This window comes from Ancylobacter polymorphus (assembly GCF_030813495.1).
Classification (GTDB): domain Bacteria; phylum Pseudomonadota; class Alphaproteobacteria; order Rhizobiales; family Xanthobacteraceae; genus Ancylobacter; species Ancylobacter polymorphus.
The window spans coordinates 380,234-404,399 of sequence record NZ_JAUSUI010000005.1 but is presented as its reverse complement, the minus strand read 5'-3'; the positions used below and the strand labels follow the sequence as shown (position 1 = coordinate 404,399).

Below are 24,166 nucleotides of genomic sequence, written 5' to 3'. Positions count from 1 at the left end.
AGGAAGGCCGAAGGTGGAACTTATACCGGTGATCGACCTGATGGGAGGTGCGGTGGTCCACGCACGCCGCGGCGCCCGTGACGCCTATCGGCCGATCGAGACGCCGCTGTCCGCCAGCGCCGCCCCGCCGGACGTGGCCGACGGGCTGCTGGCGCTCGGCGCCTTCCGCACGCTCTACATCGCCGATCTCGACGCCATCGCCGGGCGCGGGGGGCACGATGCGGAACTGCAGGCCCTCGCCGTGCGCCATCCCGGGCTCACCCTGTGGGTCGATGCCGGAGAGGCGTCCCCCGAAGCGCTCGCCCGCCGTGTTGCCCAGGGTCCCGGCCGGCCGGTGATCGGCAGTGAAAGCCTTGCCGATCTTGCCGAAGCCGAGGCGGCGCTGGCCAGCGGCGCCGGGCTGCTCTCGCTCGACTACGGACCGGAAGGCCCGCGCGGGCCGGAGAGCCTGCACGACAACGCCGCCCTGTGGCCGGAAGCGGTGATCGTGATGACGCTGGCACGGGTCGGCGCCGGGCAGGGGCCGGATCTGGACCGCCTCGCCGCCATTCGCGCGCGGGCGGAGGGCCGGCGCGTCTATGCGGCGGGCGGGGTGCGGGACGTGGACGACCTTCATCGTCTGGCCGAGCTCGGCGTCGCCGGCGTGCTGCTGGCCAGCGCGCTGCATGACGGGCGGCTGTCGCGTGCGGATATCGCGGCGTTCATGGGCTGAGCAGCGCCTGCGCGAACAGCGTCGCCACGGTGAGATCGGCGCTGGTGCCGGGGTTGAGGCCGCGCGCCTTCAGTCGGGCGTCGAAGGCGAGCAGCGGCGCGCGGCGGGTGGCGGCCGGGGCGCGGAAATCGACGGCCTCTGCGACGGAGGACGCCTCGCGGCGCACCTCTTCGGCGGCGGCCTCGCCGAATTTGCGGGCGATGTGGCTGTCCGGGAACGCCGCCATGAAGGCGAGATGCACCGCCTCGGTGCGCGCTTCCGGCTCAGCATCGGCGAGGGCCGCGAGGCGAGGGAGGCCGATCTCGAACACATCGGCAAATCCGGAGACATATTGCCGGGCGATCCGGTCGCGTCCCGCCGCTTCCGCCATCGCCTCGACGAGGCCGATGCGGGCGGGCGCCGCCACATCATGCGCGCCATGCCGGCCGAGCCCGCCCGGATTGGCCGCAGCGATGGCGCGGAAGGCGGCCTGCGCATCCGTGATGTCGAGGCCGGCGAGCACGGCATCGAGTGACGCCCGCAGCGGGCCGGGCCGTTCCGCCGCCGCCGCCAGCGGCGCGCAGAGCAGGAGGATGCCGAGATTGGTGTTGAGGCCGGTTTCTGCCAGCGAGGCCGCCACCGCGCTCTCGATCCGCTCGCCCACACGGGCGCCTGGCGCGGCGAGCAAAGGCGCTGCCGCCTGCGCCGCCCGCTCGAAATGCGCGACCTCCATGCCGTGGCCGGCGCTGAAGCGGTGCACATTGCCCGCTTTGAGCGCGTCGAGTTCGGCATGGCAGGCGGCGCGGAACGCGGCCGCGATGGCGGTGGCGTTCATGCCGCGACCGTGACCGCCAGCATCGCGGCGAGATGGCGGGCCAGTGCGCTCGCGATGTCGAGGCCCGTCGCCTGCTGCAATCCCTTCCAGGCCGGCATGGAATTGACCTCCAGCACCTGAAACTGCCCCAGCGCGTCCTCGATCAGGTCCACCCCCGCGTAATCGGCGCCGACCGCCGCGGTGGCGCGGATGGCGAGTTCATGCGCGCGGGCATCGAACGGTGCCGGCACGCCGACGGCGCCCTGGTGGATATTGGTGATCCACACCGGCGAGCGGCGCAGCATCGCCCCTGCCACCGTGCCGCCAATGACGAAGACCCTCCAGTCCTGGTAGCTCTCGGCGGAGGGGGCGGCGACGAAATCCTGCAGGTAGTATAGGCCGCCGACCTTCTCGGGCTCGGGCAGCAGAGCGCGCGGCGCCAGCCGGCGTATGCCGCGCCCCTGCGCGCCGAACAGCGGTTTGAGCACCATGTCGCCCGGCGCGGCGTCGAGCAGCGCCTGCATCGCGGCCCGGTCCTCGCCGACGAAGCTGCGCGGGGTCGGCAGGCCGGCCTGGGCAATGAGGAAGCTGGTCATGGATTTATCGACGCAGCGCTCGATGGCGCGGGCGTCGTTCATCACCTTCACCCCCAGCGCGGAGAGCGCGTGCAGCAGGCCGAGCCGCGCGGTGATCTGCTCGGTCGAGCCCTTGGCGATGAGACGCACGAAGGCGGCGGCCGGCAGAGCGTCGCCAAGGCCCGGCAGCACCAGCCCATGAGCGGTGCCGCCAATGGCGAAGCCGCAGTCGTTGAGCGAGAGCACGAGAACGGGAAAGCCCTCGCGCTCGATCGCCGCCTTCAGCCGGCGTGTGTGCCAGTCGGCATCCTCGGTGAAGATGACGACCGTGTCGGAGCGTTCCACGCTCATGCGAAGGAGCGCTCCAGGACATCCTCATGGAACGCGCCGAAGGTGAAGCTGCGGCCGGTCTCCAGCGCGGTCACGGTGACGCGGGCGGGGCTGAACAGCATCGGGTCCATGGCGTAGAAATCGCCCTTATAGGCGGTGAAGATCTCCGCGAAGGTGCGGCCATGGTCGCGCGAGGAAGAACTCGGCAGCCCCTCGGCCAGCGCCCGCGCCTCGTCTTCCGGCCCGGTGACGAAGAGCTGCACATCGCCGCCATAGAGCGTGGCGTCATTGGTGCGGCCCATGGCGGCGACGAAATCCGGCGCCGGCGGCGGCAAGGGCGAGGCGCCGATGCCATCCACCACGCGGTCGAGCGGGAAGTGCAGCGCATGCGTCTTGTGCAGCGCCACTTCCAGCACACGGGCGACGATCTGCACCGTGCCGGCGAGGCTGGAGGTGGGCGTGAGGATGAGGGTGAGCTTTTCCGGCGCGATGCCGCATTCTTCGGCGATGCGCGCCACCAGAGCGTCGGGCGGCAGCTTGTCGACTTCCAGCACCAGGCAGGCATGGTCGGCGCTGTCGCGGTAGCCGAGTTCCTGGAACAGCGCCTCCTTCGCCCACAAGGCGCGGGCGGGGCCGGAGCCCAGGGCGAAGAAGTCGCCTTCCGCGAGGCTCCAGCCGGCATATTGACTGCCGAGGCAGGCGAGCACGGGATCGGCGGTGGTCACCGTCACCATCGTGCCCCAGCGCGGAAAACGCCCGCTGGTTGACAGGCTGACCGAGCCCAGGCCGCCGAGGCAGATTTCGGCGATGCGCCGGCCCGCTTCCAGCCCGCCGCGGGCGGCGATACCGGCATCGACCAGGAGGGCGCCGCAGGGGCTTTGGCTCAGATGAAGCCGCAGCGTCGCGGCCTTGGCCAAGAGGTCCTCGACGAGCGGTGCCGACAGGGCGGCCACGCTCAGTCCCGACGCGTTCTGGAGGGGGGTCGACATGGGAGAGTTACTCCGCAGCAGCGCGGCTGGGTATGTTCAGCACGCGCGAAAGATGATCCATGCGCCGCGCCAGAACGGCGCGGGCGTCGGCAAGGTCGCGTCCGGTCGCCTGCACCGTACAGACGGGCTCTCCCGCCGCGATGCGCGTGCCCGGGGCGGGACGGTCCGCTGCCCAGTGGGGCAGGGCGTCCCTCACCTTGATGGGGGTGGGTGCGTAAAATACGCCGGCGGCCCGGATTTCCACGCCCGCGCCGGGGACAAGGAGCGGGAGGTCCGGCAGTTCGCCCGCACAGGCGTCGAGGTGAAGGCGCAGCAGAGGCGGGAGCGGGGGAGCGTCGAAGATATCCAGCGTCGCGCCGGGCCGCGGGTTGACCTCGATGAGATGCCACGCCCCCGCGCCAAGGATGAGATCGGCGCTCGCCAGCCCCGTGAGGCCGACGCGGGCGGTGAGGCGAGACAGCGCGGAGTCGATCGCCTCGACAAGGGCCGGCTCCAGCGCGAGCGGGCCCGCGCAGCCGCCATAGCGGAACGGCGCCCCTTCGGCCGGCGCGCACCATTGTTCGGAAAAGGCGAGGAGGCGCGCCCCCGTTCCATTGCCGAGGAACAGGGCCGAGACGGCGCGCCCTTCCACTTGCTCCTGCAGATACCAGCCCGGCCCGCGTGCCTGTGACGACGGGCGGACATGCCCGCCCCCTGATGCGCCGACGCGCTTTTCCAGCGTCGGAACGCCGTCCGGGGCCGGGCCGGAAAACACCCGGGGATGGGGAATGCCGAGCCCGGCGAGGCGATGGGCGAAATCGAAGGGCTGCTTGAGCCGGGCGAGGGTGTCGGCACCGCTGCCCGCGAGACGAAAGCGCGCCGCCAGCTGACCGACAAGCTCCGGCGCGTCCTCGAAGCCGGTGCCGAGCACGAGCGGCGTGTCCGGCCCGGCATGGCGGGCAAGCTGGGCGAACAGGTCGTCCGGGTCGAGCGCGAGCCCGTCCCGGCGACACAGCTGGAGGCTGCGTGCGGCCAGCGCGCGCGTGTCCTCGTCCGCGAACAGGTCGAGGACAAGGGGCTTGAGGCCGGCGCGACGGGCGCTCGCCGCCAGCCCGCGCGCGGCGATGCCGACAAGGACGACATCGAACGCGTCCTCAGGCCGTGAGCGATCGCGCGAGCAGGAAGGCATCTTCAAACCCGATCGTCATCGCCGCCGGGGCGACGCGCATGCGCTGCAGAAGTTCATGCTGCACGCGGTATTTGAGATGGCCGATGGTGAGGGCGCCGATGCCCAGCGCGCCATGGGCGAGCGGCGTGCCATTGGCGTGGGCGTCGATACCGGCAATGCCCGAGGGCGGCACGGCGTTGACATCGGCGGCGACCTTGAGATGGGGCGCGCCCGCCAGCACGTCGGCGGAGAGGATTTCCACGCCGGCGCGGCCGCAGGCCAGCACCACCTCGGCCTCCGCCACCAAAGCGCGCTTGTCGTCCTCGCTCTTGCCGGTGGCGCTGGCGAGGTCGACGCCGAAGCGCTGCTTGAAGTCGCGGGCCTTGGCTTCGACTGCCTCGATGTCGCGGTGGCTGACCAGCGTCACCTGCGCGCCCGCCTGGGCGGCGATGACGCCAGCGATGCCACCGACGACGCCGGTGGCGCCATAGACCTGCACCTTCACGCCCTTGAGGCCTTCCGGCCGGGCCGGGCGCAGCTTCAGCTCCACCTCGGCCACCATGGCGGCGGCAGTGGTGAAGGAGCCGGCGGGGTCGACGAAGACGGAAATCTCGAAGGGCGGAAACAGGACGCTCTTCGCCTTGTTCGCCATGTCGAGCGCGAGGCCCGCATCCTTGCCGCCGATGAACAGGCCGGTGCGCGGGGCGGCGTCGGGATGGCGCGAGAACATCATGTCCTGCGTGAGGTCGCCGACCTCGTCCAGCGTGACGCCGGAATAGGGGAGGATGGTGGCGTAGCCGGCATCGACCGCCATGTTGACGTCGAACGGGCTGACGTGGCGAAGCGGCGAGATGATGTGGAGGATGGGGGCGATATCCGCCATGGCGTGCGTTCCCTAGGTCAGAATCGGGCCTTGCGGCCTCTCGTGCGGAAGAGGAAGGGAGCGACGCGGGCGTTACGCCAAAACCGTCGCTAGCACTGCTCGACGCAGGCAAGCCATTCGATCCGCGCCCCGGCATTGCTGCCGCGCGCACAGTCGAAAGCCAGAGCGGGCCGGTCGCCGAAGCGGACCCGGGCCTCGCTGAGAAGCTGGTCGGCCTCCTCGGGGCTGCCGACAATGGCGAAACCCGTGGGACCCCAGGAACTCTGGCCGAGGCCGCGCAGACCGCACGCCTCCAGCCACTCCATCACCTCGGCGACGGATGAACTTGTATAGCGGCCACCTTGGGCGCTCGCATAGTGGTCTCCGAGCAGTCGCTGCATTTCCCCGACCGCGGCGGCGAAGTAATCCACATCGCCTTCCGCCAGCGCCGGCAGCGCCACCATGACCGCGAGCCGCGCCATATGCCCGGCCAGCGTGTCGGCGAAGGGCGGCAGCCCTTCCATGGCCTGCACTTCCTCGGGCCCGCTAAGTCCCTGATGGCCGTGGTCATATACCAGCAGGATGCGCCAGTTCTCGGGGAAAGGAAGGCGCGAGAGGATGGGCGGCGGGGCGTCCGAACCGCGCTTCTTGCCGCCGTCGAGGATCACCCCGCCCTCGGTGAAGGCGCCGATGCCGATGGCCGAGCGCGCGCCGCGACCCAAAGCCGCGCCGACCTCGCGCGGGGAAAGCTCCAAACCGTTGATGAGGCAGAGCCCGGTCGCGACGGCGAGGCCGAGCTGGGTGCCGGAGCCGAGGCCGGAATGAGGCGGCAGCGCCGCTTCGACCGTCACCTCCACCCGCGTGTCGAGGCCGAAACGGGCGGCCGCTTTCTCAACGGCGACAAGGGCGCGGCCGGAATCGGGGCCGGTGGCGGAAAGTGTGGTCGCGCGCCGCAGGCGCACGACGGTCGAGGGACGGTCCAGCGTGATGCCGAGGCTGCCGAAACGCCGGCCGAGCGTGCCCGCAAGATCGAGGAATCCCAGATGCAGCCGCCCCGGCGCGGTGATGCGCACCGTCGTCCGGTCCTGGGGCTCGCTTGCCGAGCGCAATTGGCGTGTCGTGGTGTTCACCAGCGTTTCCTCGTCCCCCATCGTAAGGCCCGGACGCCGTCGGGGACAAGCGCGGTGATGATTTCCGGGTTTGCCGGATGCCGCGCTTGCGTGCTACCGAATCGTTAACCGACGCCCGCAGCAGAACGGGCACATGCCGCCAGGAGGACGCCAGGGATGGCGCTGGATCCCAAAAAGACCTTCACCGACAAGGAGGTGGAGGAACGCCTTGCTGCCTGCCTGCCGCAGTGGAAGCTGCAGGAGGGCTGGATTCGGCGTACCTATCGCACCTCCAGCTGGAAGGGCACGCTGATGGTGATCAACGCCGTCGGACATCTGGCGGAGGCAGCGTGGCACCATCCTGACATCACCGCTTCCTATGCCTGGGTGGAGGTGCGGCTCATGTCGCACGACGCCAAGGGCATTACCGAGCGGGACTTTCAGCTGGCGAAGAAAATCGAGGAGGTTGTCGGCTGGCAGCCGGGGACCGAGGCCGACAGCGCGCTGGAAGGCACGCCGCGCGGCGACCTGCGTTTCGCCTATATCAAATACGACTGACTTTTCAGGTAATTAGCAATGGCCGATGTTCAGACGATCGAGAATGTGGCCTGCGGCTTCTGCGGGCTCGGCTGCGACGACCTGACCGTCGAGGTCGAGGGCCGGCAGGTGCGGGCCAAGGCGCCCGTCTGCCCCGAGGCGGCGCGTCTTTTGCGGCGCCTGGATACCGCCGATCCGGTGGCGCGTGTGGCCGGTGAGACCGCCAGTGAGACCGAAGCGGCCGACGCGGCCCGGCAGATTCTCGCCTCGGCCCGCGCGCCGCTGATCGGCGGGCTCGGCGTCGACATGGCCGGCGCCGGGGCGGCGGTCGATCTCGCCATCCGCTTCGGCGGGGTGCTGGACCACTACGCCTCCGAGGGGCTGTTCCGGAACTACGCCGCCGCCCAGCGCACCGGCTGGCTCTCCACCACGCTGGCGGAGGTGCGCAACCGCTGCGACCTGCTGCTCGTCGTCGGCGATGATCCCAGCGCGACCTGGGGCCGGCTGTTCGAACGCTTCTTTCCCGCGACGCCGCTCTTCGCCGGCGCCAACCGCCGCGTGGTCTTTCTCGGCGCCGCGCCGGGGGAGAAGGCCCGTGGGCAGCTTGCCGGCGCGCAGGTCGTCCACCACGCCACCGAGGACCCGGTGGCGGCGCTGGAGGCGCTCGGCACGCTGGTGGCCGGCCGCCGCCCGCCGGGGGAGAGCTTCGGCGGCGTTGGCGCTGAGGCGCTCGCGGCGCTGGCGGAGGAGCTGCGCAACGCCCATTACGCGGTCGTGACCTGGAACGCGGCGGATCTCGCCGATGGCGATCTCGTCGCCACGCGCGCCACCGCGCTGGTCGACCGGCTGAACGTCACCACGCGGGCCGGCGTGTTTCCGCTCGGCGGGCGCGACAACATCATCGGCGTCAACCAGTTGCTGCTGTGGCGGCTCGGCTATCCCCTGCGCAGCGCGGTGCGCGGGCAGGCCAGCAGCCATGACGGCACGCTGTTCGCCACCGAGGCGGCGCTCGCCGATGCCGATGTGCTGGTGTGGATTTCCGCCTTCCGGCCGGAGCCGCCGCCGGCCTTTGCGGGCAAGGTGATTGCTCTTGCCCATCCCGAGACAGTATTCGACAAAGAACCGGATGTTCTGATCCCCGTGGGCACTCCCGGCGTCGACCACGCCGGCACGGTGTTCCGCATGGATTCCATCGTAAGCCTGCCGCTCGGCGCCTTGCGCGTCGCGACGCTTCCCAGCGTCGCCGAGGCTGTGCGTCGCATAGCGGAGGGGTAAATGAGACTGCGGCTGAAGGGCGGGCGTGTGCTCGACCCGGCCAATGGCGAAAACGGCGTCGCCAGCGGCGCCGTGCGCGATATTGAGATCGAAGACGGGCGCATCGTCGCCGCCACCGATCTCAAGGCCGATGCGGAATACGACCTTGGCGGCGCCGTCGTCATGGCCGGCGGCATCGATCTGCACAGCCATATCGCCGGCGGCAAGATGAACCTCGCCCGCCTGCTGATGCAGGAAGACCGGCGGGCCTTCCCGGAAATGCCCGGCAATTTCTGCGGCTGCGGCGGTGGCCGCGCGGTGCCCACCGCCCACGCCACCGGCTGCCGCTACGCCGAGCTCGGCTACACCACCGTGTTCGAGCCGGCCATGGTCGGCGCCAATGCGCGCGGTGCGCATCTGGAAATGGCCGACATCCCCAATCTCGACACCGGCGCCTATCTGGTGCTGGGCAATGACGATTATTTCCAGCGCCTGCTGGCCGCCGGGGCCGGGCAAGAGCAGGTGAACGCCTATGTCGGCTGGATGATCGAGGCGACGCAGGCCTTCGCCATCAAGATCGTCAATCCCGGCGGCATCAACGCTTTCAAGTTCAACGCCCGCAAGATGGACCTCGACGAGGCCAACCCGCATTACGGGGTGACGCCGCGCAAGGTGCTGACCACGCTGATCCAAGCGGTGACGGAACTCGGCATTCCGCACCCGATCCATCTGCATGGCTGCAATCTCGGCGTGCCCGGCAATGACGATACGACACTCGCCACCATGCTGGCCACCGAGGGGCGGCGGCTGCATCTGACGCATCTGCAGTTCCATTCCTACGGCACGGAAGGCGACCGGCGCTTCTCCTCCTCGGCGGCGCGCATCGCGGAAATGGTCAACGCCAACTCGAACATCTCCGTCGATGTCGGGCAGGTGATGTTCGGCCAGACCATCACCGCCTCCGCCGACTACATGTCGCAATACCGCAATCGCGGTCTCGCCAGCCCGAAGAAATCCATCGGCATGGATATCGAGCTGGACGCCGCCTGCGGCGTGGTGCCGTTCGAATACAAGGACAAGTCCTTCGTCAACGCGCTGCAATGGGCGATCGGGCTGGAACTGTTCCTGCTGGTGGAAGACCCCTGGCGGATCTTCCTCACCACCGACCATCCCAATGGCGGGCCGTTCACCACCTATCCCCACCTCATCCGCCTGCTGATGGACCGCGATTTCCGCAACGCCCAGCTGGCGACGCTGAACAAGGCGGCGCAGGCGCACACGCTGCTGGGGCAGATCACCCGCGAATATACGCTGGAGGAGATCGCCATCCTCACCCGCGCCGCGCCGGCCCGCATTCTCGGGCTGACCGACAAGGGCCATCTCGGCCCCGGCGCGGTGGCGGACATTGCCGTGCACACCGAGGACGCCGACCGCGAGGCGATGTTCTCGACCACGCGCATGGTGTTCAAGAATGGCCGGCTGATCGTGAAGGACGGCGTGGTGGTGGAACTGGCGCAGGGCACCACCCATGTCGCCCGCCCGGAATTCGACCGTTCGGTCGAGAAGGACATGCAACGCTGGTTCGACGAGGCGGTGGGGCTGAAGGCCCGGCATTTCCGCATCAGCGACGGCGAATTGCGGGGCGGCGCCGGCCCGACCATCCTGAAATGCGAAGGGGGTGCGTCGTGAGAGCGATCGACGGACTTCTCACCTCTCCCCGTGGGGGAGCGGTCGGCGCGGAGCGCCGGGTGAGGGGGCTGTCGCGCTCCCGCCCTGCCTGCCCCAGCCCCTCACCCCACCCCTCTCCCCGACGGGGAGAGGGAGCAGGGCAGAAGCATCGTCGCGTGCTGTCGACGTTACGGGAGGGCGCCCGATGATCCTCAATGGCGTCGAGATCCGCGACACCTTCGCGGAAGCCTTTCCGATGGTGGGCACGCGGCTCATCGTCACCGCCGACACGCCGGAATGGGCGCTGATCGCCGGGCGCACCACCACGGGCTTCGCCACCTCCGTCATTGGCTGCGGCTGCGAGGCGGGGATCGAGCGCACGCTTTTGCCCGAGGAGACGCCGGACGGGCGGCCGGGCGTTTCCCTGCTGATCTTCGCGATGGATTTCGGCTCACTGAAAAAGGTGGTGCCGCTGCGGCTCGGCCAATGCGTGCTGACCTGCCCGACGACGGCCTGCTATGCCGGCATCGAGGGCGGCAAGCGCGTGCCGCTGGCGAAAACCATCCGCTATTTCGGCGACGGGCACCAGATTTCCAAGAAGATCGGCGATAAGCGCTTCTGGCGCGTGCCGGTGATGGAAGGCGAGTTCGTTTGCGACGAAGACACCGGCTCGGTGGAAGGCGTCGGCGGCGGCAATTTCCTCATCCTCGCCCGCTCGCGCGGCGAGGCGCTCAAGGCCGCCGAGGCGGCGGTGGCGGCCATGGTGCAGGTGCCGGGCATCATCCTGCCCTTCCCCGGCGGGGTGGTGCGCTCCGGCTCCAAGGTCGGCTCGAAATATAAGGGCCTGTTCGCCTCCTCCAACGACGCCTATTGCCCGACCCTGCGCGGCACGGTGCCGAGCCAGCTTCCCGCTGAGGTCGGCTCGGTGCTGGAGATCGTCATTGACGGGGTGAGCTTCGAAGCGGTGGCGGAAGCGACAAGGGTGGGCATCACCGCCGTCTGCGCGCTCGGCGCGGAAGCGGGGGTGGTGGCGATCGACGCCGGCAATTATGGCGGCAATCTCGGGCCGTTCCATTTCAAGCTGCGCGAGATCATGCAGGGCGCGGGAGAGACGGCATGAGCGGGGTTTCTCTCAAGCCGCGCGCGCCCTTCGAGGCCCGCGTCGACCTCTCGGGCCTCACGCCGGAAGTCACCTGCCCGCTGCCGCTGCGCGAACTGGAGCACCTTGAGGTGCCCTGTGGCGGGCGCAGCGTGAAGCTGGCGGAGCTGTTCTTCATCGAAGGCGCGCCCGACGGCGTGCTGCTGATCGAGATCGGCGATGTCAGGCTCGACGGCGTCGGCGCCGGCATGACCAAGGGCGAGCTGATCGTCGACGGGCTGGTCGGCGCCTTTGCCGGGCGGGGCATGAGCGGCGGCATGCTACGGATTGGCGGCGATGCCGGGGATTTCCTCGGCAGCGAGATGTCCGGCGGGCGGATCGAACTGGCGGGGAATGCGGGTTCGCATGCCGGCGCGGCGGGATCGGGTTCGCGGCGCGGGCTTTCCGGCGGGGTGCTGGCAATCGGCGGCGATGCCGGCCCGCGCGCGGCCGAGCGCCAGCGCGGCGGGCTCATCACCATCGCCGGCGCGGCCGGGGAGGGGCTGGCGACCGACATGATCGCCGGCACGGTGAGTGTCGGCGGCGCCATCGGCCCGTTGATGGGGCGCGGCATGAAGCGCGGCACCGTCTTCGTCGACGCCGTGCCGGAACTGCCGGCCGGCTTCGTCGATACCGGCACGCATGAACTCGTGGCGCTGCGCCTCATCGCCCGGCGCGTGCCGGAGCTTTCCGCCCGGCTGGAGGGCTGGACCCATGCCCGCCGCATCGTCGGCGACACGCTGATCGGCGGGCAGGGCGAGGTGCTGGCGCGGGGGTGACGGGGCCGTTGGTTGTCATCCCGGACGGCCGAGAGGCCGGTCCGGGATCGTGTTCTGCAAGGTAGGACGATCCCGGCTCTCGCTGCGCTCGGCCGGGATGACGTTGCGTGCCTTACAGCAGCGTGCCCTTGAGGATGACCAGGGCGACGGTGAAATAGATCACCAGCCCCGTCACATCGACGAAGGTGGCGACAAAGGGCGCCGAGGCGCTGGCGGGGTCGAAGCCGGCGCGGCGCAGCACGAAGGGCAGCATCGAGCCGATCAGCGAGCCGAAGGTGACGATGGCGATCAGCGCCGCGCCCACCGTCGCCGCCACCAATATCCAGTGCTCGCCATAATCGTGGAAGCCGGCGAGCTGCCAGACGGTGATGCGGGTGACGCCGAGAGCCGCGAGCATCGAGCCGAGCACGAGGCCGGAGGGCAGCTCGCGCAGGGCAACGCGCCACCAGTCCTTGAGCTTGATCTCGCCCAGCGCCAGAGCGCGGATGATGAGCGAGGTCGCCTGCGAGCCGGAATTGCCGCCGGAGCTCATGATCAGCGGGATGAACAGGGTGAGCACGATGGCGCGCTCCAATTCGTCCTCGAAATGCTGCATGGCGTTGGCGGTGAGCATTTCGCCGAGGAACAGGATGGACAGCCAGCCGCCGCGCTTCTTCAGCATGTCGAAGAAGCCGATCTCCATATAGGGCTCGTCCAGCGCTTCCATGCCGCCGAATTTCTGCGCGTCCTCGGTGCCTTCCTCGATGATGGCGTCGATCATGTCGTCGACGGTGACGATGCCGAGCACATGCTCGTTGGCGTCCACCACCGGCGCGGCGAGCAGGTCGTATTTCGAGATCAGCCGCGCCACGTCCTCGCGGTCCATCAGCGGGTCGACGGTGATCGGGTCGTGCTTGGGGGCGACGGAGAGAATGGGGTCGTCGGGCTCGCCGGTGATGAGGCGGCGCAGCGTCACCGCCTTGAGCAGCTTCTGCGTCTCCGGGTCGAGCACATAGATCGCGTAGATGGTCTCGCGCGTGCGCTCGATCTCGCGCAGATGGTGCAGCGTCTCGCCCACCGTCCAGTTCGCGGGGACGGTGACGAATTCCGTGGTCATCAGCCCGCCGGCGCTGTGCTCGGGCCAGGCCAGCAGCTTGCTCAGCTCGGCCTGCGTCTCATGCGGCAGGCGGGCGAACAGATGCGAGCGGGCGGGCTCGTCCATCCAGCGGAACAGGTCCGCCGCGCGGTCGGCCGACATGTCGGAGACGAGGCGCACCGCCTCCTCGACCGGCAGCGCCTCGATCAGCTCGCTGGTGAGATCGACATCGGGGCCGTCCAGCACCTCCACCTGCTGCTCGCGCGGCAGGCTGGCGAGCAGGGCGGAGGCGGTCCTCGGCTCGTGCTCGTCCAGCGCTTCGGCAATATCGGCGGGGTGCTCCTCGGCGAGCTCCGCCGCGAGGGCTGCGGTATCCACGAGCGTGTCGTCGCGGCGGTCTTCCGTCCGTTCGTCCATTTCGGCTCTCTTTCCGCTGTCGGGCCCTTGGCGGGCGGCGCGGGGAGCCGAAACCGGGTCAGGCCCGATGCCGGATCACAGCGCCGACCGCGGCCGGCCGGACAATCGACTGGTACTGTCGCTGGGCATGGTTAGGGTATTCCGGTGGCGGCGCGGTGACACGCGGCGGGCGGGGGAATGAACCTCGCCGGTGGTAAAGTCAAGGCGGTCGCGTCGCCGTCCCGCGCCCTCACTGAACCGTCATCCCGGACGGTCGGCGAGGACTGATTCGGGATCGCGTGCAGAAAAGGGATCGGCGAGCGATCCCGGCTCTACGCTGCGCTACGGCCGGGATGACGGCCGAGGGACGCGCGCGGCGTGTCCGCGGAAAGAAGGGCCTCGCTAATGGTCGCTCGGTTCGCGCAGGCGGGCATGGACCTGGCCGAGGCGGACGGGGTCGAGCGTGCCGGTGCGCCCGCCCTCGCACAGTGCACCGCGAAAGCCGAGATAATCGGCGCCGACACCCACCAGCGCCGGGATGTCCTCCAGCCGCAGCGAGCCGGCGAGGCCGGTCATCAGCCCGTGCCGGCGCGCCTCGGCGACGAACTGGCCCAGAGTGAGCGGGTCGAGATGCGCGGTCAGCGAACCCGCCTTCTTGTCGGCGGTGTCGATCATCACCCCGGCGAAGCCGGCGCGGCCGAGCGCGGCGAGCACGGCGAAATCCGGCGCTTCGTCGGCGAAAAGCACGCCGATCAGCCGCACCCGGCTGGCGAGCGGGGCCAGCGCCTCGATGCACTCATTGGCATGGGGGGAGACGAACAGGCCGACCTTGACCAGCGGCACGCCGGTGCCGGCCACACGCTCGGCGGCGGCGCGGATGAGGCCGGGCACCATGGGCTGGTCGCCCACCGTGGCGCTGAGCGCCGGGCGCCCGGCCGCGCCGAGCTGCTCGCCCCAGGCGCTCCACAGCATCACGGCGGCGGTGAGCGCCTGCGTGCTCCAGGCCCCCAGCGCGCCAAAGGCCGGCTGCTTGAGATCGACGATATCGGCGCCGCCGGCCCGCGCCAGCTCCATTTCGTGCAGATCGGTGACGCTGGCCAGCAGGCCGGGCGCGGCCGGGCTCACGAGGCGCGCCGGCGGCGATGTTCCGCCACGGCCTCCAGCATCCAGCCCCAGGCTTCCAGCTCGTCCGGCCCGGCGGTTTTCTCCACCGCGATGGCGAGATAGGCCATTTCCTGATCGACCTTCTCGTCCGGCAGCATGTTCAGCCGGCTGACCAGCACGGCGGCTTCCAGCACCGCCGCCTTGGCGCGGTTCATGCCGTCGAAGCGGGTATGGCCTTCGGAATGATAGGTCTTGCAGAAGAATTTCGGCCGCTGCGGATCGTCCTCGGCGCGCTCCACCGTCACCTCGTCATGCGAGAGCGCATCGGCAAGGCGGGGGCAATCGATATAGGTCGCCTTCTTCACATCCACATTCAGCCGGCGGCCGACGACGCAGCTGGCGAAAATGCGCACGTCGTCGGTGAAATTGACCACGGCGATTCGGGTGCTGGCGAGGTTCTCCAGCGTGCGCGAGGGGCGGAAGGGCATGAGCAGATAGCCGCCCTCGATCACCGTCGCGCCCATCGGGGCGATGTGCGGCTCGCCATTGAGCGAGCGGGTGGTGACGATGGCTTCACGGATCACGGCGTCTCTCCGGCTTTCGGCGCGGCCTTGGTGCTGGCTTTGGCCTGCAAGGTCGTGCCGGCCTCCTTGAATGTCAAACGGTGGGCCTCCTCCGGGCTGCCGGCGATCTCGCCCGCCGCGCCCCATTTCAGCCCCTCATCCTGTGCGTAGCGCTTGCCGAGCTTATAGGCGATTTCCGCCCGCGCGGTCTCGACCCCGAGATAGAAGGCATGCGCGCCATCCGCCTCCACGCCGAGATGGGGAAACAGCGCGAAGGGCTCGCTGGCCACATGGTGGCCGTCGCGATTGTAGATATGGATGCCGGCCTCGGTGACATCGATGCGGAAATTGCGGTCGCGCACCTCGCCCGCCAGCCGGGTGATTTCCTCGGGCGAGGCGGCATAGGGCTTGCGGTCCCGCAGCGCCATCAGTCCACCGCCGAAGCCTTGCGGCAGCGCGCCGGCCTGGCGGGCGGCGAAATATTCCCGCCGCGCCCGGTCGAATTCGCGCACCGCCGTGCGGCAATGCGGGCTCACCTGCACCGCCAGCACGGCCTGGATGCGCAGCTCCGAGATCATGCCCATGAGAATGGCGTTGATGCCCGTGGTGTCGGCATCCGTCAGCTCGGTGACATTGCCGATGCCCATGAGGATGGGAATGTCGGGGTAGCGCCGGCGCAGCTCGGCATAGCGCACCACGGAGGCGGTGTAGCCGTAATGGATCGGGTCGAGGATCGGGTCGGCATAGAAGCGCTGGCCCGAGGCGAGGCAGGCGTCCACCGCGCGGCAGAGTGAAGCGAGATCGCCCTGCGTCGCCGGCACGAGAATGGGGACGGCGGGGCCTTCCTTCGCCACGTCGAGCGAGTTCTCGTTCAGGCTGAGCAGATAATCCGCGCCGGCGCGGGTGGCGCGGGTGAGCTCCGCGAGATCGAAGGAATCGACGCTGACCTTCAGCCCCTGTTCGTGCAGGGCGGCGATGGCCTCTTCCAGATGCGGGAAGGGCGTGTCCGGCAGGCAGCCGAGATCGATCACATCGGCGCCCTCGCCCTTGAGGAACAGGGCGCGCTCCACGAGGGCTTCGACCCCGAGCACGGTGGCGTCGACGATCTCGGCGAAGATGGTGACATCGTGCTGCGAGAGGTCCGCCGCCCGGCGCTTCTGGCCGAAATAATCCGGCAAATCGGCCATCTCGTCCGGGCCGCGGGTGAAGGGCACGCCGAAGAAGCGCTCCAGCCGGTCGAGATCGCCACGGAAGCGGCCGGGCATCAGCACGCGGTCCGTGCCCTCGGGCAGTTTCAGCCGGCGCTCGACGATCTCGGCCGTCATCAGCGCCGCCACCTTCACCCCGACATTGACCACCACCGGGGTGAGGCTGGCATCGGCGATCTCGCCGGCGATTTTGGTCAGGCGCGGCTCGGCCAGCGAGCCGGTGACGAGGGCGATCCTTTCCGGCCGGCCGGGCGGGGCGGGGTTCTCCGCCATGTCAGGTGGCGGCCTTTTCCGCGAGGTGGAGGCGCCGCGCGGCGATGGCGGCTTCGAGATCACCGATGGACTCGACCACCACCGTGTCGTCGAATTCCTTCAGCTTGGCGGTGTTCTCCAGATCGATGCGGCGCGGATAGACCGAGACCGGGCCCTTCGGCGCCATGGTGATCATCTCGGGCGCGGTGTCGCAGGCGAAGACGATGGCGTGGACGCGGCACTTGCCGGCCTGGGCGAAGCAATTGGTCACCAGCGTGTCGGAAATGCCGAACACCGCCTTCGCCACCGTGTTGGAGGAGGCGGGGGAGACGATGAGCGTGTGGTACAGGCCCTCATAGAACCGCCCGACCGGGGCGGAACTGGCCGTCGTCTCCTTGAAGATGCGGGTGTCCTTGGGCAGGTCCTGCTTGTACATGCGCAGCACCTCGTCCGCCGCCTTCGAGACGAACAGGTCCACCGCGTCGAGCGCTTTGATCAGGGCGATGGATTCGGTGAAGTAATGGCCGGAGCCGGTGAGCGCCCAGGCCCAGCGCGGATAAAGTCCCTTCGTTGCGCTCATGCGGCAATGTCCTTCCGGGCGGAGGCGGCGGCGAGCGCCGCCGGCAGGGCCACCTCGACCGGGCCGGCGAGGCGGGCGGCAAAGGCGGGAAACAGCGGATCGACCAGCCCCGCCGCGACCCAGTCCGCCGGGCCGCTGCCGATGGGGGCGGGGGCCGACTTCACCAGCGTCAGGCGCGTGGCATTGAGGGCGTGGGCGAGCCAGGCGGCGAGGCTGTCGGAGGTCAGCTCCCAGCTTTCCGGCAGGTCGCGGGCGGCGAGCGCCATCGCGGCGGGCCGCCACAGCGCGGCCCGGCCTTGCGCGTGCGCCTGCGCGATCTCTGCCGGCGTGGCGGCAAGGGCGAGGCCGGGCGCGAGATCGGCGAAAGCGTGGGCGGTCTGCTCCATGGCGAGGATCGCCATGCGGTGGCAGGCGGCATCGGACAGGCCGAGGCGCGGCTGCAGCGCCCGCACGCCATCCGCCAGCGGGCCGCCGCCGGCGACGAGAACGAGCGGCGCGCCCCGGCCGGCCAGCGCCGCCAGCAGCGGCGTCAAGGCGGGGGTGCCGACAAGGCTGCCGCCGAGCTTGACGACGGCAGGGCGGGGAGGGGGGAGAGGGTCCGGCATCGTTCAGCTTCCGTTCGGGCCGTCGGGCCGGCCGCGTCGCTCAGGGGCCAGCCTAAGCGGTTCCGCCGTCCGGCCAAAGGGCACGCCGCGCACCTGCCGCCATACCAGCAAAAGTGCCGCGGCCAAAGCGGGCGGGGCCAAGAAAAAAGGCCCGAGGACATGCCTCGGGCCTTTGGAAGTTGACGATCAATCAGACGGCGTGCCGCCTGTAGAAGTGCAGCTGAGGATGCGCCTCGGCCCCCGAATTGTCGAGCCTTGATTCGTATCTCACGCGTGGTTTACCGGCCACGGGCAAGCGCGTGTAGTGCGATACCGCTCGTTGTCGCGACATTGAGGGAATCGAAGCCGCCGCGCATGGGAATGCGGATCGTGCGGGTGCGGGCGAGGATGGACTCGGGCAATCCCGGCCCTTCCGCGCCGAGCAGCAGCGCGGTGCGGCGGGCGGGCCGCACCTCGTCCAGCGTCGCTGTCCCGGCGGGGCTGAGCGCCAGCAGCTCGAAACCGGCGGCGGCGAGGAGGTCGAGCAGCGCTTCAGCCGAACCCTCGCGGGCGAAGGGCACGATCAGGCTGCCGCCGACCGAGACGCGGATCGCCTTGCGGTACAAGGGATCGCAGGAGGCGAAGTCGAACAGCGCCGCATCCGCCCCGAAAGCGGCGGCGTTGCGCATGATGCCGCCGACATTGTCGTGATTGGTGATGCCGAGCGGCACCACGACCAGCGCCTCGTCCGGCAGGGCGGCGATGGTGGCCGCCATGGACGGCATCTCGCCGCGCAACCCTATGCCGAGCAGCCCGCGATGGATGTGGAAGCCGGTGATGCCGTCAAGGATCGCCTGGCTGGCGGTGTAGACCGGCAGATCCTGCGGCGCCTGCGCCAGCAGCGGGCCGAGCGCCTCGATCCTGCTTCCCGCCAGCAGCAGCGATTCCAGCGCGAATCGGTTGCGGGGCGAGAGCGCGACATCCAGCACCGTGCGCCCCTCGACGATGAAACGCCCGCCGCGCCCGACCAGATCGCGCTCCTTGATGACGCGGTAGGCGTCGATGCGCGGATCGTCCGGGGAGGTGAGGGGGATGAGGATCATGACGGCACTCTCATCTCTCCCTCATCCCCGGGCTTGACCCGTGGACCCAGGTTCCATTGGCTCACGGCAGCAAGGCCGGGTCCCCGGGTCAAGCCCGGGGATGAGGACGGTTCAAGATCGGATGATGGAGCCGCGCCGCGTCTCGACGCACGCAGGCCGCCCCCAGCTCACCCCTCCAGCTCTTCGCGCCGCATTTCCAGCTCCAGCCATTCCTCCTCGGCCTTGGCGAGTTCGGCCTGGGCCTTGGTCAGTTCAGCGGTGGCCTTCTGGAAGCCGGCGGGGTCGCGGGTGTAGAAATTCGGCGTGTGCAGCGTGTTGTTGAGCCGGGCAATGTCCGATTCCAGCTGCGCCATGCGCTTGGGCAGCTGGTCCAGCGCGTGCTTTTCCTTGAAGGAGAGCTTCCGCTTGGCGCCGGAGGCCAGCGGGGCGGCTCCCGCCTTGGCGGGCGCGGCTTTCGCGCTCGCCGCCGCGGCCGCCGCCTTCGCCTTCACCCCATGGCCGCGCTGGGCCACCATGTCGGAATAGCCGCCGGCATAGACTTCCCAATGGCCGTCGCCCTCATAGGCGATGGTGGCGGTGACGGTGCGGTCGAGGAAGTCGCGGTCATGGCTCACCAGCAGCACCGTGCCGGCATAGTCGTCGATCATCTCTTCCAGCAGGTCGAGCGTCTCCAGATCGAGATCGTTGGTCGGTTCGTCCAGCACCATGAGGTTCGACGCCTGCGCCAGCGCGCAGGCGAGCAGCAGCCGCCCGCGCTCGCCGCCCGAGAGCTTGGAAACGGCGGTGCCGGCCTGTTCCGGCGTGAACAGGAAGTCCTTCATATAGCCGATGACATGGCGCGGATTGCCGCCGACGAACACCTGGTCGCCGCGCCCGTCGGTGAGCGTGTCGCGCACCGAGCGGTTGGGGTCGAGCGCCGCGCGGCGCTGGTCCAGCGTCGCCATCTCGATATTGGTGCCCATCTTGGCCTTGCCGCTGTCCGGGGCGAGTTCCCCGGTCAGCATCTTCAAGAGCGTCGTCTTGCCGGCGCCATTGGGCCCGACAATGCCGATGCGATCACCGCGCTGGATGCGGATGGAGAGATCGCGCACGATGACGCGGTCGCCATAAGCCTTGGAGATGTGCTCGGCCTCCATCACCAGCTTGCCGGAGACTTCCGCCTCGGTGGCGGTGACGGAAATGGTGCCGACGGCGCCGCGATGCTCGCGATACTGGGCGCGCAGGGCGGCGAGCTCGCCGACGCGGCGCACGTTGCGCTTGCGCCGCGCGGTGACGCCATAGCGCATCCAGTGCTCTTCCGCGACGATCTTGCGGGCGAGCTTCTGCTGGTCGCGCTCTTCCTCTTCCAGCACCTGGTCGCGCCATTCCTCGAAGAAGCCGAAGCCGCGCTCCATGCGCCTTGTGCGACCCCGATCGAGCCAGACGGTGGCGCGGGTAAGGTCCTGCAGGAAGCGGCGGTCATGGCTGATGAGCACGAGCGCCGAGCGCAGCGAGGCGATTTCCGCTTCGAGCCATTCGATGGCCGGCAAATCGAGATGGTTGGTCGGCTCGTCGAGCAGCAGAATGTCCGGCTCCGGCGCCAGCACGCGGGCGAGCGCGGCGCGGCGGGCCTCGCCGCCGGAGAGATTGGCCGGGTGCTCCGTGCCGGTGAGGCCGAGCTCGCCGAGCAGATATTGCGCGCGGTACTCCGCATCGCCCGGCCCCATGCCGGCCTCGACATAGGCGAGCGTGGTTTCGAAGCCGGAGAGGTCCGGCTCCTGCGGCAGATAGCGCACCGTCGCGCCGGGCTGCACGAAGCGGGCGCCGCTATCGGCCGCGACGAGGCCGGCGGCGATTTTCAAAAGGGTGGATTTGCCCGAGCCGTTGCGGCCGACAAGGCCGACGCGCTCGCCGGCGGAAACGGAAAGCTCCGCCCCCTCCAGCAGCGGCGTGCCGCCGAAGGTGAGCTTGGTGTCTTGAAGCAGAAGGAGAGGAGGCGCCATGGCGCGGGGATAGGGGGAAAGACGCGCCGGGGCAAGGGGGCGTGGTCAGTCGTCGTCGCCGAGCCGTTCGAGTGAGCGCCCTCCATACAGGATGCGGTCGAACACCACGCGCTCGCGTTCGATATGGAAGGCAATCGTCACGCGCCGCTCGAAGCCGACGATGCGCAGGCCGGGGACTATATCGTCACGGCAGGTGCCGCGTACGGGGAAATCAGTGAAGGAACAGCAGTATGCTTCGATCCGCTCGACATAGCTGAGCGCGATGTCTTTTCCCGAGCGCTCCGCGACAAACCTGAAAAGGCTGATCAGGTCGCTCCGAGCCTCGGGCGAGATGATGATCTTATACGCCACGACGCTGGATGCGCTGTCTGTGAAGGGCGCGGATTTCGTTGAAGACATCTTCCGCTGGGATGCCCCTTTCGGGGTGCGCCTGCATTTCGGCTATCACCGGCGCCACGTCCTCGCGCAGCCAGCGTTCGACGGCGGCGTCGCGTTCCTGAAGCGCGCGCAGGCCGGCGCGGATAACTTCGCTGGCGCTGCCATAGGTGCCCGAGTCCACCAGCCGGTCTATGAATTCGGCTTGCTCGCGTGGCAAACTGAAGGTGCGCTTCTCGGCATTCGCCATCCGGTCCTCCCTCGTTAGTATGAATTCATCATACCGCTTGCCCCTGAGAGTTCAATGACGCTCGCAGCCTCGTCCCCCCTCTCCCCCCTGCTCGCCACCCTCGCCCAGCGCATCGGCGCCGCGCATGTGCTCACCCAGCCGGCCGACATGGCGCCCTATCTGCACGAGGAGCGCGGGCTCTATAAGGGCGAGGCGCCGGCGGTGCTGCGGCCGGGCTCCACCGAGGAGGTGGCGTTCGTGGTCGAGACCTGCGCGCGGGCGGGTGTGCCGCTGGTGCCGCAGGGCGGCAATACCGGGCTGGTGGGCGGGCAGATGCCGTTTGGCCAGATGCTGCTCTCCCTCTCCCGGCTGGATCGTATCCGCGCCGTCGATCCCGTCGACATGACGATGACGGTGGAAGCCGGCTGCATTCTCGACAAGGTGCATGCGGCAGCGGAGGAGGCGGGCTGCCTGTTCCCCCTGCATATCGCCTCGCAGGGCTCCTGCCGCATCGGCGGCAACCTGTCCTCCAACGCCGGCGGCACCGCCGTGCTGCGCTATGGCAATGCGCGCGAGCTGGCGCTGGGGCTGGAGGTGGTGCTGGCCGACGGGCGGGTGTGGAACGGGCTGAAGCGGCTGCGCAAGAACAATGCGGGTTACGACCTCAAGCAGCTTTTCCTCGGCAGTGAGGGCACGCTCGGCATCATCACCGCCGCCGTGCTGAAGCTGTTCCCGCAGCCGGCACAGCGCGCCACTGCCTTCCTCGCCGTGCCGGATCCTTCCGCTGCGCTCGCTCTCCTCAAGCGGCTGCGCGGGGAGGCGGGCGACGCGCTCACCACCTTCGAGCTGATGGCCGCCTTCGGCGTGGAGACGGTGCTCAAGCACATGCCCGGCACGGTGCGCCCGCTGCGCGAGACCTATGACTGGTACGTGCTGGCCGAGCTTTCCTCGCCCACCCGCGCCTTCGACCTCGCCGCGCTGATGGAGGAGGGCCTCGGCGCCGCCATGGAGGCGGGCGAGGTGCTGGACGCCGCCATCGCCACCAGCGAGGCGCAGGCGGCCAATATGTGGCGGCTGCGCGAGGATATGTCGGAAGCGCAGAAGCATGAGGGCGGCTCGATCAAGCACGATGTCTCGGTGCCGGTCTCGCGCGTGCCGGAATTTCTGGAGCGCGCGCTGCCGGCCTGCCTCGCGGCGCTGCCGGGGCTGCGCCCGTGCCCCTTCGGCCATGTCGGCGACGGCAATATCCATTTCAACCTCAGCCAGCCCGTGGGCATGGAAAAGGCCGCCTTCCTCGCGCTGTGGGAGAGGTTCAACCGCATCGTCCACGACATCGTCGACGACATGGACGGCTCCATCGCCGCCGAGCACGGCATCGGCCTTTTGAAGCGCGAGGAACTGGCCCATTACGCCGACCCCGTGGCGCTCGACCTGATGCACCGGGTCAAGGCGGCGCTCGATCCCGCCGGCACGCTCAACCCCGGCAAGGTGATCGGTGTTATGGTGGGCTGAAGTCTTAGTCTAGAATAATGTAAAATTGTACAATCCTGCTTATTGCCAGTTTCGAAGGGTTCTACATTTGTATTTGTGAAGGATTTTGTGTTGTCGACCTAGTCGTCGCAGGTTTATGGAAGCCGGGACTGAGGACGTCCCCGTGGACATCTCCGCCTGTGGGCTGGAGCGCCGGGGAAGACCGGAGCTTCGGGAAGCTGCCATGCCGACGACACCCAAGACCACCGCACTGCGCCGCGCGCTGAACCTTGTTCTGGCGCTGGCAATGCTGGCGGCCGGCCCGGTAGGGGCGTGGGCGCAGGAATCGGCACCGGCGTCGCCCGCCCTCTCGGCGCCGCCGGCTGCGACCACACCCTCGGCCCCCACGTTTGATCCGCTGGTGCCGCCGGCTTCCGGCAGCACGGCTGCGACCACGGGCGGCGCCGCTGTGCCGCCGCCGGCCGGCGAGGCCGCTGCGCCGTCCCCGGCCGGCGAGGCCGCGCCGGTTGCCGCCGCTCCCTCGGCGGCCGCTCCCTCAGTCGCTGCTCCTGCCACCGGGGATACGGCCGCCGACCCGGCGGCCGGCCTTCCGCTTGAGGCGGGCGAGGATGCCAGCGTCGCCGCCCAACTCCCGCATGACCTGTCCCCCTGGGGGATGTTCATGGCGGCGGACTGGGTGGTGAAGGCGGTCATGATCGGCCTTGCCTTCGCCTCGGTCGTGACCTGGACGGTGTGGCTGGCCAAGACGATGGAACTGATGGTCGCCAAGGGTCGGCTGCGTCGGGCGCTCAAGGGCTATCTCGCCAGCGCGACGCTGGAGGAGGCGCGCCGCGCCGATCCGCGCGGCCCGGCCGGCGCGATGCTGCGCGCGACCGATCTGGAACTGAAGCGCTCCGGCCCCTTGCCGGCCGACGGCATCAAGGAGCGCGTGTCGATCTCGCTCACCCGCATCGAGGTGGCGGCCGGGCGGGCGATCACCCGCGGCACCGGCCTGCTCGCCACCATCGGCGCCACCGCGCCCTTCGTCGGCCTGTTCGGCACGGTGTGGGGCATCATGAATTCGTTCATCGGCATCTCGAAGGCGCAGACCACCAATCTCGCCGTGGTGGCGCCCGGCATCGCCGAGGCGCTGCTGGCCACCGCCATCGGCCTCGTCGCCGCCATCCCGGCGGTGGTGATCTACAACCATTTCTCGCGCCAGGTGTCGGGCTATCGCGTGCTGATGGGCGATGCCTCGGCAGAGGTGCTGCGGCTGCTCTCGCGCGATCTCGACCGCCGCGACGCCGCCCGCGCCGCCCCGCAGCGCGTGCGCGCGGCGGCGGAGTGACCCG

Annotated in this window: 24 protein-coding genes; 8 read left to right on the top strand and 16 right to left on the bottom strand. The window is 69.5% G+C overall.

Features of this window, described 5'->3' with window-relative positions; translation table 11 throughout:
* Nucleotides 1–13: 13 nt before the first annotated feature.
* A complete protein-coding gene (locus J2S75_RS13785; protein ID WP_307020444.1) occupies nt 14–712 on the top strand; it encodes a HisA/HisF-related TIM barrel protein in 699 nt (232 codons plus the stop codon).
* Here the strand turns inward: J2S75_RS13785 and J2S75_RS13780 are convergent.
* The 6 genes from J2S75_RS13780 to J2S75_RS13755 form a co-directional block, all read right to left on the bottom strand.
* Complete coding sequence (locus J2S75_RS13780; protein ID WP_307020443.1) at nt 702–1,526, bottom strand: triphosphoribosyl-dephospho-CoA synthase; 825 nt, start codon at nt 1,524–1,526, stop codon at nt 702–704. The genes J2S75_RS13785 and J2S75_RS13780 overlap by 11 nt on opposite strands.
* Complete coding sequence (locus tag J2S75_RS13775; RefSeq protein WP_307020442.1) at nt 1,523–2,431, bottom strand: ATP-grasp domain-containing protein; 909 nt, start codon at nt 2,429–2,431, stop codon at nt 1,523–1,525. Before J2S75_RS13775 ends, J2S75_RS13780 begins: the two co-directional genes overlap by 4 nt.
* Entirely contained in the window at nt 2,428–3,399 is a 972-nt protein-coding gene (mch, locus tag J2S75_RS13770; protein ID WP_307020441.1) for a methenyltetrahydromethanopterin cyclohydrolase, read from the bottom strand. Before mch ends, J2S75_RS13775 begins: the two co-directional genes overlap by 4 nt.
* A 7-nt stretch (nt 3,400–3,406) precedes the next feature.
* Nucleotides 3,407–4,567, bottom strand: coding sequence for an ATP-grasp domain-containing protein (locus J2S75_RS13765; protein WP_307020440.1), 1,161 nt, complete (start codon nt 4,565–4,567; stop codon nt 3,407–3,409).
* Nucleotides 4,533–5,429 carry an NAD(P)-dependent methylenetetrahydromethanopterin dehydrogenase gene (locus J2S75_RS13760; protein WP_307020439.1) on the bottom strand — a complete coding sequence of 299 codons (897 nt, stop codon included), beginning with the start codon at nt 5,427–5,429 and terminating at the stop codon, nt 4,533–4,535. Before J2S75_RS13760 ends, J2S75_RS13765 begins: the two co-directional genes overlap by 35 nt.
* 89 nt (nt 5,430–5,518) lie before the next feature.
* Nucleotides 5,519–6,538 (bottom strand): beta-ribofuranosylaminobenzene 5'-phosphate synthase family protein, encoded by a 1,020-nt coding sequence (locus J2S75_RS13755; RefSeq protein ID WP_307020438.1) that lies wholly within the window; start codon nt 6,536–6,538, stop codon nt 5,519–5,521.
* A gap of 156 nt (nt 6,539–6,694) precedes the next feature.
* On the opposite strand from J2S75_RS13755, the gene J2S75_RS13750 reads away from it, so the two are divergent.
* The 5 genes from J2S75_RS13750 (at nt 6,695) to J2S75_RS13730 (ending at nt 11,893) form a co-directional block, all read left to right on the top strand.
* Nucleotides 6,695–7,075: a 4a-hydroxytetrahydrobiopterin dehydratase gene (locus J2S75_RS13750; RefSeq protein ID WP_307020437.1), complete on the top strand. Its 381-nt coding sequence runs from the start codon at nt 6,695–6,697 to the stop codon at nt 7,073–7,075.
* An 18-nt stretch (nt 7,076–7,093) separates the two neighbouring features.
* On the top strand, nt 7,094–8,329 hold the full coding sequence (locus J2S75_RS13745) for a formylmethanofuran dehydrogenase (RefSeq protein WP_307020436.1): 1,236 nt from the start codon (nt 7,094–7,096) through the stop codon (nt 8,327–8,329).
* A complete protein-coding gene (locus tag J2S75_RS13740; RefSeq protein WP_307020435.1) occupies nt 8,330–9,997 on the top strand; it encodes a formylmethanofuran dehydrogenase subunit A in 1,668 nt (555 codons plus the stop codon).
* A 184-nt stretch (nt 9,998–10,181) separates the two neighbouring features.
* Nucleotides 10,182–11,096: a formylmethanofuran--tetrahydromethanopterin N-formyltransferase gene (gene fhcD / locus J2S75_RS13735; protein WP_307020434.1), complete on the top strand. Its 915-nt coding sequence runs from the start codon at nt 10,182–10,184 to the stop codon at nt 11,094–11,096.
* On the top strand, nt 11,093–11,893 hold the full coding sequence (locus J2S75_RS13730; protein WP_307020433.1) for a formylmethanofuran dehydrogenase subunit C: 801 nt from the start codon (nt 11,093–11,095) through the stop codon (nt 11,891–11,893). The genes fhcD and J2S75_RS13730 overlap by 4 nt, the downstream gene beginning before the upstream one ends.
* Before the next feature lie 112 nt (nt 11,894–12,005).
* Here J2S75_RS13730 and mgtE read toward each other — a convergent pair whose 3' ends face one another.
* From mgtE to J2S75_RS13680, 10 genes are all read right to left on the bottom strand, one after another.
* Nucleotides 12,006–13,385, bottom strand: a complete 1,380-nt coding sequence (mgtE, locus tag J2S75_RS13725) for a magnesium transporter (RefSeq protein WP_307020432.1) — start codon at nt 13,383–13,385, stop codon at nt 12,006–12,008.
* Between the two features lie 381 nt (nt 13,386–13,766).
* The gene (locus J2S75_RS13720) at nt 13,767–14,489 is read right to left on the bottom strand and encodes a (5-formylfuran-3-yl)methyl phosphate synthase (RefSeq protein WP_307020431.1); all 723 of its coding nucleotides are present in this window, start codon (nt 14,487–14,489) and stop codon (nt 13,767–13,769) included.
* Nucleotides 14,486–15,052: a DUF447 domain-containing protein gene (locus J2S75_RS13715; RefSeq protein ID WP_307020430.1), complete on the bottom strand. Its 567-nt coding sequence runs from the start codon at nt 15,050–15,052 to the stop codon at nt 14,486–14,488. The genes J2S75_RS13720 and J2S75_RS13715 overlap by 4 nt, the downstream gene beginning before the upstream one ends.
* The gene (locus J2S75_RS13710) at nt 15,049–16,512 is read right to left on the bottom strand and encodes a DUF6513 domain-containing protein (protein WP_307020429.1); all 1,464 of its coding nucleotides are present in this window, start codon (nt 16,510–16,512) and stop codon (nt 15,049–15,051) included. The genes J2S75_RS13715 and J2S75_RS13710 overlap by 4 nt, the downstream gene beginning before the upstream one ends.
* Nucleotide 16,513: 1 nt before the next feature.
* Entirely contained in the window at nt 16,514–17,071 is a 558-nt protein-coding gene (locus tag J2S75_RS13705) for a flavoprotein (protein WP_307020428.1), read from the bottom strand.
* Complete coding sequence (locus J2S75_RS13700) at nt 17,068–17,676, bottom strand: amino acid kinase family protein (RefSeq protein WP_307020427.1); 609 nt, start codon at nt 17,674–17,676, stop codon at nt 17,068–17,070. The genes J2S75_RS13705 and J2S75_RS13700 overlap by 4 nt, the downstream gene beginning before the upstream one ends.
* Nucleotides 17,677–17,954: 278 nt before the next feature.
* Nucleotides 17,955–18,758 (bottom strand): TrmH family RNA methyltransferase, encoded by an 804-nt coding sequence (locus J2S75_RS13695; RefSeq protein WP_307020426.1) that lies wholly within the window; start codon nt 18,756–18,758, stop codon nt 17,955–17,957.
* A gap of 167 nt (nt 18,759–18,925) precedes the next feature.
* Nucleotides 18,926–20,740, bottom strand: coding sequence for an ABC-F family ATP-binding cassette domain-containing protein (locus J2S75_RS13690; protein ID WP_307020425.1), 1,815 nt, complete (start codon nt 20,738–20,740; stop codon nt 18,926–18,928).
* Nucleotides 20,741–20,785: 45 nt separating this feature from the next.
* The gene (locus tag J2S75_RS13685) at nt 20,786–21,091 is read right to left on the bottom strand and encodes a type II toxin-antitoxin system RelE/ParE family toxin (protein ID WP_307020424.1); all 306 of its coding nucleotides are present in this window, start codon (nt 21,089–21,091) and stop codon (nt 20,786–20,788) included.
* Nucleotides 21,081–21,365: a type II toxin-antitoxin system ParD family antitoxin gene (locus J2S75_RS13680; RefSeq protein ID WP_307020423.1), complete on the bottom strand. Its 285-nt coding sequence runs from the start codon at nt 21,363–21,365 to the stop codon at nt 21,081–21,083. Before J2S75_RS13680 ends, J2S75_RS13685 begins: the two co-directional genes overlap by 11 nt.
* A 54-nt stretch (nt 21,366–21,419) precedes the next feature.
* Between J2S75_RS13680 and J2S75_RS13675 the strand changes: the two genes are divergently transcribed.
* Complete coding sequence (locus J2S75_RS13675) at nt 21,420–22,856, top strand: FAD-binding oxidoreductase (RefSeq protein WP_307020422.1); 1,437 nt, start codon at nt 21,420–21,422, stop codon at nt 22,854–22,856.
* A gap of 202 nt (nt 22,857–23,058) precedes the next feature.
* Nucleotides 23,059–24,162: a tonB-system energizer ExbB gene (gene exbB, locus J2S75_RS13670; protein WP_307020421.1), complete on the top strand. Its 1,104-nt coding sequence runs from the start codon at nt 23,059–23,061 to the stop codon at nt 24,160–24,162.
* The last annotated feature ends 4 nt before the right edge of the window (nt 24,163–24,166 follow it).

Excerpts from the sequence above, each read along its gene's own strand:
- J2S75_RS13675 (WP_307020422.1), top strand. The coding sequence starts at position 21,420 with ATGACGCTCGCAGCCTCGTCCCCCCTCTCCCCCCTGCTCGCCACCCTC.
- J2S75_RS13765 (WP_307020440.1), bottom strand. The coding sequence starts at position 4,567 with ATGCCTTCCTGCTCGCGCGATCGCTCACGGCCTGAGGACGCGTTCGAT.
- J2S75_RS13705 (WP_307020428.1), bottom strand. The coding sequence starts at position 17,071 with ATGAGCGCAACGAAGGGACTTTATCCGCGCTGGGCCTGGGCGCTCACC.
- J2S75_RS13690 (WP_307020425.1), bottom strand. The coding sequence starts at position 20,740 with ATGGCGCCTCCTCTCCTTCTGCTTCAAGACACCAAGCTCACCTTCGGC.
- J2S75_RS13740 (WP_307020435.1), top strand. The coding sequence starts at position 8,330 with ATGAGACTGCGGCTGAAGGGCGGGCGTGTGCTCGACCCGGCCAATGGC.
- J2S75_RS13730 (WP_307020433.1), top strand. The coding sequence starts at position 11,093 with ATGAGCGGGGTTTCTCTCAAGCCGCGCGCGCCCTTCGAGGCCCGCGTC.
- J2S75_RS13695 (WP_307020426.1), bottom strand. The coding sequence starts at position 18,758 with ATGATCCTCATCCCCCTCACCTCCCCGGACGATCCGCGCATCGACGCC.
- fhcD (WP_307020434.1), top strand. The coding sequence starts at position 10,182 with ATGATCCTCAATGGCGTCGAGATCCGCGACACCTTCGCGGAAGCCTTT.
- J2S75_RS13745 (WP_307020436.1), top strand. The coding sequence starts at position 7,094 with ATGGCCGATGTTCAGACGATCGAGAATGTGGCCTGCGGCTTCTGCGGG.
- J2S75_RS13775 (WP_307020442.1), bottom strand. The coding sequence starts at position 2,431 with ATGAGCGTGGAACGCTCCGACACGGTCGTCATCTTCACCGAGGATGCC.
- J2S75_RS13760 (WP_307020439.1), bottom strand. The coding sequence starts at position 5,429 with ATGGCGGATATCGCCCCCATCCTCCACATCATCTCGCCGCTTCGCCAC.
- mgtE (WP_307020432.1), bottom strand. The coding sequence starts at position 13,385 with ATGGACGAACGGACGGAAGACCGCCGCGACGACACGCTCGTGGATACC.
- J2S75_RS13710 (WP_307020429.1), bottom strand. The coding sequence starts at position 16,512 with ATGGCGGAGAACCCCGCCCCGCCCGGCCGGCCGGAAAGGATCGCCCTC.
- mch (WP_307020441.1), bottom strand. The coding sequence starts at position 3,399 with ATGTCGACCCCCCTCCAGAACGCGTCGGGACTGAGCGTGGCCGCCCTG.
- J2S75_RS13700 (WP_307020427.1), bottom strand. The coding sequence starts at position 17,676 with ATGCCGGACCCTCTCCCCCCTCCCCGCCCTGCCGTCGTCAAGCTCGGC.
- J2S75_RS13780 (WP_307020443.1), bottom strand. The coding sequence starts at position 1,526 with ATGAACGCCACCGCCATCGCGGCCGCGTTCCGCGCCGCCTGCCATGCC.
- exbB (WP_307020421.1), top strand. The coding sequence starts at position 23,059 with ATGCCGACGACACCCAAGACCACCGCACTGCGCCGCGCGCTGAACCTT.
- J2S75_RS13680 (WP_307020423.1), bottom strand. The coding sequence starts at position 21,365 with ATGGCGAATGCCGAGAAGCGCACCTTCAGTTTGCCACGCGAGCAAGCC.
- J2S75_RS13750 (WP_307020437.1), top strand. The coding sequence starts at position 6,695 with ATGGCGCTGGATCCCAAAAAGACCTTCACCGACAAGGAGGTGGAGGAA.